Source organism: Rhodopirellula sp. JB055, from assembly GCF_043100905.1.
Classification (GTDB): domain Bacteria; phylum Planctomycetota; class Planctomycetia; order Pirellulales; family Pirellulaceae; genus Rhodopirellula.
Genome location: NZ_JBICHO010000471.1, coordinates 1 through 8,229, shown reverse-complemented (window position 1 = coordinate 8,229; position 8,229 = coordinate 1). Strand labels below are relative to the sequence as shown.

Sequence of the window (8,229 nt, the reverse complement as noted above, 5' to 3'; positions counted from 1 at the left end):
AAATCGCCGCCGTGCTGCTCCACCGAAGCCACCTGCGGCACAGCGCATAATCGAAGCAAATCTTCGTGGTTGGATTGCGTGGATGCACCCGCGGAGCGATCCAACCGATTCAGAATCAGCCCGCCAACGGGCATTCCGGCAGAATCAGCCGCCCGCGAGGTCGAGATGACTTGGTGCAACACGCCAAGCCGATCGGGAGCGACCAACAACAAATGAAACGAATGCCCGTTCTCTTTCGCCCAGCGTTCCATTTCGATTGCCAAATCAATGTTCAGCCAATCATCGCTGATGGGGCTGAACAGTCCGCCGGCCCCTTCAATCATGACGACGTCGAAATCACCTTGGCACCAAATCGCCAATCCGTCCCGCAGTCGGTTGGAGTCGACCTGGGTTCCTTCTTCGGCAGCCGCCCGAGGTGGCGACAACGGGGCTAAAAAAAGTTGCGGGCAAACCTCGCTTAAAGTTTTGGGTTTCCCTGCCGCTTGCCAGAGTGTTTCGGCATCGACACTATACCGTTCCCCGTCCGCCCGCACGTCGCAACCGCTGGCCACCGGTTTGTAGGCTCCCACTCGCTGCCCGCATTCTCGCATGCGTTCCACTGTTTTCGCGGTGCAGTAAGTCTTGCCAACCTCGGTATCGGTTCCTGTAACAAAGTAGAGACTTGCCATGAGTTCTTCGGTCAAATTGTCGTTGATTCAAATGCGTGATGCGGGGTCGAAGGACAAGTCGATCGAAGCATCGATTGAATGGATTGAGAAAGCCGCTGCGGAAGGTGCCCAGGTCATCTGTTTGCAAGAGTTGTTCGCGACATGTTACCCGTGTCAAAGCGAAGACCACCAAAACTTTGACCTGGCCGAATCGATTCCCGGGCCGACGACTCAAGCACTGCAACCCGTGGCCGAACGATTGGGCGTCGTGATCGTGGCCCCGCTCTTTGAACGTCGTGCCCCGGGCGTTTACCACAACAGTGCCGTGGTGATCGATGCCGATGGCAGCATTGCAGGCGTTTATCGAAAGATGCACATCCCCGATGACCCGTTGTACTACGAGAAGTTTTATTTCATACCCGGCGACCTGGGATTCAAAGTCATCCCAACACGGTTCGCGAAACTGGGCGTGGGAATTTGCTGGGACCAATGGTTCCCCGAAGCCGCACGTTTGTTCGCGATGGCGGGCGCGGAGATTCTGCTTTACCCGACCGCGATCGGTTGGATCGATGAAGAAAAAGAAGAATTTGGTGAGGGCCAACGTGACGCGTGGATGACAGCCATGCGAGCTCACGCGATCGCCAACGGAATTTACCTGGGTGCCCCCAACCGGGTCGGGATCGAAGGCCCAGTCGAATTCTGGGGTTCGTCTTTCATCGCCTCGCCTCGGGGAGAAATCCTTTCACAAGGCGATTGCGTCAGCGATCAAATCGTATCCGCCGACTGCCAGTTTGCTGACATCGATGTCGTCCGAACTCACTGGCCATTCCTACGTGATCGCCGCATTGATGCCTACGGCGACCTTACCAAGCGATGGATTGACTGAAGCACGATGTCGGCAATTCAGTTCAACCGTCAATTTTGAATCGCATGCCGTTTGGTGATACCGAGCATTGCCGAATGCACCTTTCCGTTGCTGGCCAAAACACTGCTCGTTTCCAGAGGCAGGGCGCCGCCGGCAGCCGTCGTGATCTGGCCTCCGGCTTCGGTGATGAACAGAGCACCGGCGGCAAAGTCCCATGGGGACAATTTGTACTCGAAGAACGCATCGAAGCCTCCACAACCGACTTCACACAAATCCAATGACGCAGCACCGAGCCGGCGGATGCCATGGATGTCGTTTCGAACACATTCTGCAACGGCGTCCAGCGTGGCGCGCATCATCTCACCGCGGTCGTAGTAGAACCCACAACCGATCATGCATTGATCCAGTGAGCTGGCTTCGCTGACCTGCACTCGCTCTCCGTTTTGAAACGCGCCTTGCCCCTGAACGGCCGTGAATAAATCTTCGCGAATGGGATTGTAGACAACACCCACGATTGGAACCCCTGACTCGTAGTACGCGATGGAAACTGCGAAATGAGGCAGATGGTGGGCGAAGTTGTTGGTTCCATCGAGCGGATCGATCACCCACAATTGTTTCGCCTTGGAATCGCCACCTTGTAGGTCCTCTTCCCCAAGCAGTTCATGGTTGGGGTAAGCTTTGCGAATCAGCGTTGCCACTTCTCGTTCGCTTTCTAAATCCGCGTCGCTGACCAAGTCGTAGGTCTTGCCCCCGTCCGTGGATTTGTCTCGCATCATCACGCCATTTTCAAAGTAGCGACGAAGAACTTCACCGCCGGCTTTCGCGGCCTTGATCGCTGTTTCAAGTATCTCGGCCCGCCCCAAATCATTCTCGGACATTTTTCAACTCATCGGTCAATTAGAGGTGGCGGCTGTCTGTTATCGTGAAGGAGTCATCCCACTGACTCTCCATTCGATTTGCCCAACGAGGAATCCGTCGTGAAAATCTCTTCGACCGCTCGTGTGTTTGTTTGTTGCTTTGTGATTGGTACTGGCGGGATTGCCAAGGGGGACGATCGCACGACGACTCCCACCGTTGAAGCCAAGAAATTGGTGGTGCCCAAACCAAGCCCCGAGGCCGAAGGCTCCGCCGAAAAGAAACCGGAGAAAGTGGCCGAAGATGCTCCCAATTCGCTGACCATCGGATCCCCCGCCCCAACCCTGGACATCGAACACTGGGTCGGTGAGTCCCCCGAGCCCATTTCTGAATTTGAACCTGGCAAGGTTTATGTCGTTGAGTTCTGGGCGACTTGGTGCGGACCGTGTCTGTACAGCATGCCTCACTTGGCCGAACTCCAAAGCAAGTACGCTGACCAGGGCGTTCGAATCGTCAGTGTCAGCACCGAAGATCTCGAAACCGTCAACAAATTCTTGGAGCGTCCAGTCAGCCCCCAAATCCTCGGAACCCAAGAATCCGCTGCTAACGAAAACGCAGAAGCATCCGACGAAGAGGGCGACACCACAGAGAAAGCCGAGCCCATCACGTTTGGCCAACTGACCTCGGCGTACAGCCTGACCACGGACCCAGACGAATCAGTCAATGCGGACTACATGAAAGCCGCCAAACAAAACGGTATCCCAACCGCCTTCATCGTGGGCACCGATGGACACATTGAATGGATTGGTCACCCGATGTCGATGGACGAACCATTGGAAGCCATCGTCCACGGCGAATGGGACCGCGAAACCGCGCGAGAGGCTTTCGAACGGGAGCAACAAATTTCCTTAGCGATTCGCTCGATCGTCATGGCCAACCGCGCGGAAAAACATGAAACCACATTGGAGTTGCTGCAAAAACATGCCGACCTGTTTGCCGGCACTCGGTACGAAACGGCATTGAAATCCATTTGGTTCCCAACCGCTCTGGCGACTCAGCAGAACGACATCGCCTTGGAAATCATTCAAGAAAGAATTGCCGCAGCTCCCGAAGACGCCGTTTCCATCAACCGCTGGGCCTGGGAAGTTTACGAGGCCGTAGAAGGGGGACTGGATGAAAGCGAGGAAATCCTGAACACCACCATGTCGGCTCTCGAATCAGCTTTGGCGAGCGAAGAAAACGCTGACAACGATGCGATGTGGCCAGCCTACGACACGATGGCTCACCTGAAATCCGTTGCGGGCGACAAGGATTCGGCTGTGGAGTGGCAAACTCGTGCGATCGAAGCCGCCCCAGAGGACGAGAAAGAACGACTCGGGCAATACCTGAGCGAACTGACCGGTGAAGTTCCCGTGGCTTCCGAACCAACGGAAGACGCGGATGCGGACACCAGTACTCCCAAGCCTTGACTCGCATGGATCGTCAAAAGCTCGTCGTCCTGGCGACTTTTCTGTTGATGATCGTGTCGCTGATCAAGGCTCCGTATCCGACGGAGCAATGGCTGCAACACGTCCCAACTGTCGCGATGCTGTTGGGCCTGCTCTGGTCGACTAGCAACGCGAGACTTTCGTCGATCCCTTTTGCCTGCGCGATCTCGTTCATCGTGCTGCATCTTTTGGGGGCACGCTGGATTTATTCCAACGTGCCCTATGACGCTTGGTTCGAATCGCTTTTCGGGCAAAATCTCTCGGACCTGTTTGCCTGGCGGCGCAATCACTACGACCGCTTAGTCCATTTCGCGTCAGGGTGTCTCGGCATCCCGGTCGCGTTTGATTGGCTCCGACAAGCTTGGGAAACAGCGCACGCTCCGTCGCCGCTTCCCAAGGGTTGGGGTTGGTTTCTTTCGATTTGCATCGTGATGGCTGTGGGCGCCGGGTATGAAGTACTGGAATGGCAAATCGCCGTGCTCTTTTCACCCGCTCAAGCCGAATCCTACAACGGGCAGCAAGACGACCCCTGGGACGCTCAAAAAGATCTTTGTCTCGCGGGAATCGGTGGTCTGTTCGCCATTGTCATTGACTGGATGGGGACCGAATCGCGACGAGCCTGATTCGGGCGTCTTGACGGAACCGGTCACTGGGCGTCGTAATGGGACAATGCAAAGAGACATTGATAGCCAACGACTTCACGATGACCTCCGCGGATTGGTTTCCGGAGATGTCTTGTGCGATGCCGTGTCGACTCAGTTGTACGCCTCGGACGCCAGCATTTATCAAATCCGGCCGCTGGCGGTGGTGCGGCCTCGATCTGCCGCCGATGTCTCGACGACCGTGCAGTACGCCTGCGAAAATGACTTGCCCATCCACGCGCGCGGCAGTGGCAGTGGCGTTTCGGGAGAATCGGTCGGCCCAGGCATCGTGGTCGACATGTCCGCTCACATGAAACGGATCTCGCCATCCGATGATGGCACTCAGGTCACAGTGCAAAGTGGTGCGACACTCGCGAGCGTCAACCGATTTCTCAAAGGACACCGACGCTGGTTCGGCCCGGATCCGGCCACGCGTTCCATCACAACCATGGGTGGGGTCATCGCGACGAACGCCTCAGGCAGTCACTATCTCCGCAGCGGTTCGGCGCGGGACACAGTGTTGTCGCTTCGCATGATCTCCGCCGATGGGCGTCTCGTCGAACTGTCGCAACACGATCCACTCCCCGGCCATGACGAAGTCGCATCGGCCGAAAACAGCGAGGTGGATTCTCCTCAAGCCCCAAACATTTCCTTCCTTGATCCTTCAGGCGGCGCGGCGTTTGTGAACCGCGTTTCGCGTGGATTGGTTGAAATCCGGAATCGCTTTCATACCCAGCTCGAATCCAACTTCGTCCAGTCGCCTGCCAGTGGTGGTTACCGCTTGGACGATCTTTATGACGCCAACCATCGAGTCGACCTGGCGAAATTCTTCAGCGGCTCTCAAGGCACGCTGGGGGTGATGATCGACGCCACACTTCGCACCGAAGCGATCCCTGCTCATCGCGGGGTGGTGCTGTTCTTTTTCCATCGGCTCGACTCGGCCACTCGAGCCGCCGTGACAGCTCTTCAACACGGTCCGATCGCTTGCGATGTGATGGACCGCCGGTTGTTACAGATCGCACGAGAAGGTGAAAAACGTTTCACAGACGTGGTTCCTCGCGAAGCCGAAGCCGCGATGTTGGTCGAAATTCAAGGTGAGTCCTTGGGGGACCTCTACGATCGTCTCGCGATTTTGCGCCAATCCATTTCCAGTGGTCACGACGCAGCGTTTGAATCGGTGGACACCATCCGCGATGACATTCGCGATCTCTACTGGATGCTGTTTCGCAGAGTGATCCCTCGGCAATATCGCGTTCGTGGGACGCAGATGCCGCAACCGTTTGTGGAAGACATTCACTCGCCACCAGAACAAGTGCCCGAGATGGTGGTGGCGGTGCAAAACGTTCTCAAACGCCATCAAGCCACCGCGACGATTTTTGCTCACGTTGGTCACGGCCAGCTGCACGTGCGTCCGATGCTGGACCTGCAACAGGAAGATGATCGACGAAAAATCCGTCCGCTCAGCGAAGAAATCGCAAGCGTTGTTTGGGACCGCGGCGGGCAGATCGGCGTTGAACACGCCGCCGGGCTGAGCCGCTCGTACTTGATGCCCAAACAAGCCGGCGAATTGTGGCAGGCAATGGGCCAAGTCAAACGACTGTTCGATCCTTATCACCGATTCAATCCTGGCAAGCTGTTCGGTGCGGTGCTGCAAAAGCCAGACGAGAACCTGCGGCCACTCGATCAAACCATCGAAATCGTGGCCTCGGGACGCAGCGTGATTCCTTCGTCCTTGACCATGACATCGGAAAATCCCGCGGACGAAATCGATTCGGCAACGCCAGCGAACACCGAGGAATCAACTTCTGCCAACCAACCGGTGAGTGAAACCGAGCGAGTGGAGGACACAACATCCGCAGAAACGGAACCCGCCAAATGGGTTTCGTCCTTGATGCCTCACCAACCAGCGCCGCAGCTAGAAGTGCTTCAACATTGGCCCGGTGGAGCACCGATCACGACGACAACGCGAGCCTGCAACGGGTGCGCGCGATGCCGCGCCGACGCGTCCGATGAACGGCAGTGCCCGATGTTCCGCATCACGTCGATCGAGGAAGCATCACCGCGCGCAAAAGCCAACCTGTTGCGTGGTGTCTTGAGCGGACAATTGCCCGTTTCGGAACTCACCGGCGAACGCGCCAAAGCGGTCGCCGATCTGTGCTTTAACTGCCACTCCTGCCGAGTGGAGTGCCCGGCTTCAGTCAACATTCCCAAAGTGGTCGGCGAGATCAAGGCTCAATACGTTGCCACCAATGGGTTGACCTTGTCGGATTGGTTGATTGGGCGGATCGACATGCTGGCAGCGTTGGGCTCACGAGTGGCCTGGCTCTCCAACTGGATGCTGCGACGGAGATCCTTGCGATGGTTCGCCGAACGAACCCTGGGGTTGTCGGCCGCTCGCGAAATTCCGTTGCTGGCCAGTGAATCGTTCGTCCGGTACGCAGTGCGGCGACGTTGGCACCGAGCCTCACCGGCCGGTGGACTGAAGGTGGTTTACTTTGTCGATCATTTCGCGAATTACCACGATCCTGAAATTGGTCGCGCTCTCGCGGAAATCTTGCAACACAATCGCATTGGGTTTTATGTCCCCACGGGGCAAAGCTTGAGCGGAATGGGACGCATTACCGCGGGCGATTTGAAGGGTGCCCGCCGAATTGCCAAGCGCAATGTCCGCCTGTTGGCAGATGCGGTTCGGCAGGGTTACACCGTGATCGCCACCGAACCCGCCGCCGCACTGTGTTTGAAGCACGAATACCCCAACTTGCTCGATACGGAAGACGCTCACTTGGTTGCCGAACACAGTTTCGAAGCCTGCCACTACTTGTGGTCATTGCATCAGGAAAATCGGCTGACGCTGGAATTCGAACCCATTCGGCACAGAATGTTGTATCACCAACCTTGCCACAGCCGCGTCCTTCACAGCGACACGGCAGCAGCCAACCTGATGAAACTGATTCCGCAACTGGAAGTCGACATCGTCGCGAAAGGATGCAGCGGCATGGCCGGAACCTGGGGACTGCAACGAAAGAATTATCGGAACAGTTTGCGAATTGGCTGGCCAATGGTTTCCACGGTCCGCAAGGCATCCGCCAGTGCCCCCACCACCGAATGCAGTGCGTGCAAATTGCAAATGGAACATGGTGGTGACTACGAGGCGATTCATCCGCTGAAATTGTTGGCACACTCCTACGGTCGTCTGCCAGCATTGAATCTCCGCGGCCAATCCTCCCCTTCCCGAAGCACAACCGAATGAACCATTCCTGTTCCATCGACGTGTTGCTCTTTGCTGGTGCCAGCGAATCGGTTGGTGGCGCGGATCGTGTGACGGTGCAAACGACCGAACGCCCCACCGCAAAAGAGCTGATGACGCAACTATCCGACCAACACACAGAGTTGGCAGCGCTCGTTCAGCGATCACGATTGGCGGTCGACCAACGGTACGTTTCACCCGACCATGTGATCGAACAGGATGCGGAAGTCGCCTTGATCCCGCCAGTCAGTGGAGGTTGATCGATGCCGAACAACGCAACCACTGACGAGATTTTCGATGCCGTTAACGTTCGGCTGACAAACGAACCATTGGAACCGATGGTTCATTCTTTGTCGCGCCAGCCACCTTGGCTGTCGCACCCCGACGCGGGTGCGATCCTGTGGTTTCATGGCGTGACACGCCGCAAGACGACGAAGGACAATCGCGAAACCATCACGAAAGAACTTTCGTACACGGCCCACCATGA

The 8,229-nt window shown here is 56.7% G+C and carries 7 protein-coding genes and 1 pseudogene; 6 read left to right on the top strand and 2 right to left on the bottom strand.

Going from position 1 to position 8,229, the window contains the following annotated elements; translation table 11 throughout:
• Positions 1-668: dethiobiotin synthase (gene bioD, locus ACF8AM_RS18635; RefSeq protein WP_392557093.1), on the bottom strand; the 668-nt coding region annotated here is incomplete at its 3' end.
• On the opposite strand from bioD, the gene ACF8AM_RS18630 reads away from it, so the two are divergent.
• Positions 667-1,533 carry a carbon-nitrogen hydrolase gene (locus ACF8AM_RS18630; protein WP_392557092.1) on the top strand — a complete coding sequence of 289 codons (867 nt, stop codon included), beginning with the start codon at positions 667-669 and terminating at the stop codon, positions 1,531-1,533. The two genes, bioD and ACF8AM_RS18630, sit on opposite strands and share 2 nt — an antisense overlap.
• Positions 1,534-1,562: 29 nt before the next feature.
• Here the strand turns inward: ACF8AM_RS18630 and ACF8AM_RS18625 are convergent, their stop codons facing one another.
• Entirely contained in the window at positions 1,563-2,390 is an 828-nt protein-coding gene (locus ACF8AM_RS18625; RefSeq protein WP_392557091.1) for an inositol monophosphatase family protein, read from the bottom strand.
• 99 nt (positions 2,391-2,489) lie between these two features.
• Between ACF8AM_RS18625 and ACF8AM_RS18620 the strand changes: the two genes are divergently transcribed.
• From ACF8AM_RS18620 to ACF8AM_RS18600, 5 genes and pseudogenes are all read left to right on the top strand, one after another.
• The gene (locus ACF8AM_RS18620) at positions 2,490-3,836 is read left to right on the top strand and encodes a redoxin domain-containing protein (protein ID WP_392557090.1); all 1,347 of its coding nucleotides are present in this window, start codon (positions 2,490-2,492) and stop codon (positions 3,834-3,836) included.
• A gap of 5 nt (positions 3,837-3,841) precedes the next feature.
• Positions 3,842-4,477 (top strand): DUF2238 domain-containing protein, encoded by a 636-nt coding sequence (locus ACF8AM_RS18615; protein WP_392557089.1) that lies wholly within the window; start codon positions 3,842-3,844, stop codon positions 4,475-4,477.
• Positions 4,478-4,523: 46 nt separating this feature from the next.
• On the top strand, positions 4,524-7,745 hold the full coding sequence (locus tag ACF8AM_RS18610) for an FAD-binding and (Fe-S)-binding domain-containing protein (RefSeq protein ID WP_392557088.1): 3,222 nt from the start codon (positions 4,524-4,526) through the stop codon (positions 7,743-7,745).
• Positions 7,742-8,002: a MoaD/ThiS family protein gene (locus ACF8AM_RS18605; RefSeq protein WP_392557087.1), complete on the top strand. Its 261-nt coding sequence runs from the start codon at positions 7,742-7,744 to the stop codon at positions 8,000-8,002. The genes ACF8AM_RS18610 and ACF8AM_RS18605 overlap by 4 nt, the downstream gene beginning before the upstream one ends.
• Before the next feature lie 3 nt (positions 8,003-8,005).
• Positions 8,006-8,229, top strand: a pseudogene (locus ACF8AM_RS18600) (molybdenum cofactor biosynthesis protein MoaE); the annotation flags it as partial.

What these genes read in the sequence shown, in the direction of transcription:
- ACF8AM_RS18630 (WP_392557092.1), top strand. Translation starts at nt 667, where the DNA reads ATGAGTTCTTCGGTCAAATTGTCGTTGATTCAAATGCGTGATGCGGGG.
- ACF8AM_RS18605 (WP_392557087.1), top strand. Translation starts at nt 7,742, where the DNA reads ATGAACCATTCCTGTTCCATCGACGTGTTGCTCTTTGCTGGTGCCAGC.
- ACF8AM_RS18615 (WP_392557089.1), top strand. Translation starts at nt 3,842, where the DNA reads ATGGATCGTCAAAAGCTCGTCGTCCTGGCGACTTTTCTGTTGATGATC.
- ACF8AM_RS18610 (WP_392557088.1), top strand. Translation starts at nt 4,524, where the DNA reads ATGCAAAGAGACATTGATAGCCAACGACTTCACGATGACCTCCGCGGA.
- ACF8AM_RS18625 (WP_392557091.1), bottom strand. Translation starts at nt 2,390, where the DNA reads ATGTCCGAGAATGATTTGGGGCGGGCCGAGATACTTGAAACAGCGATC.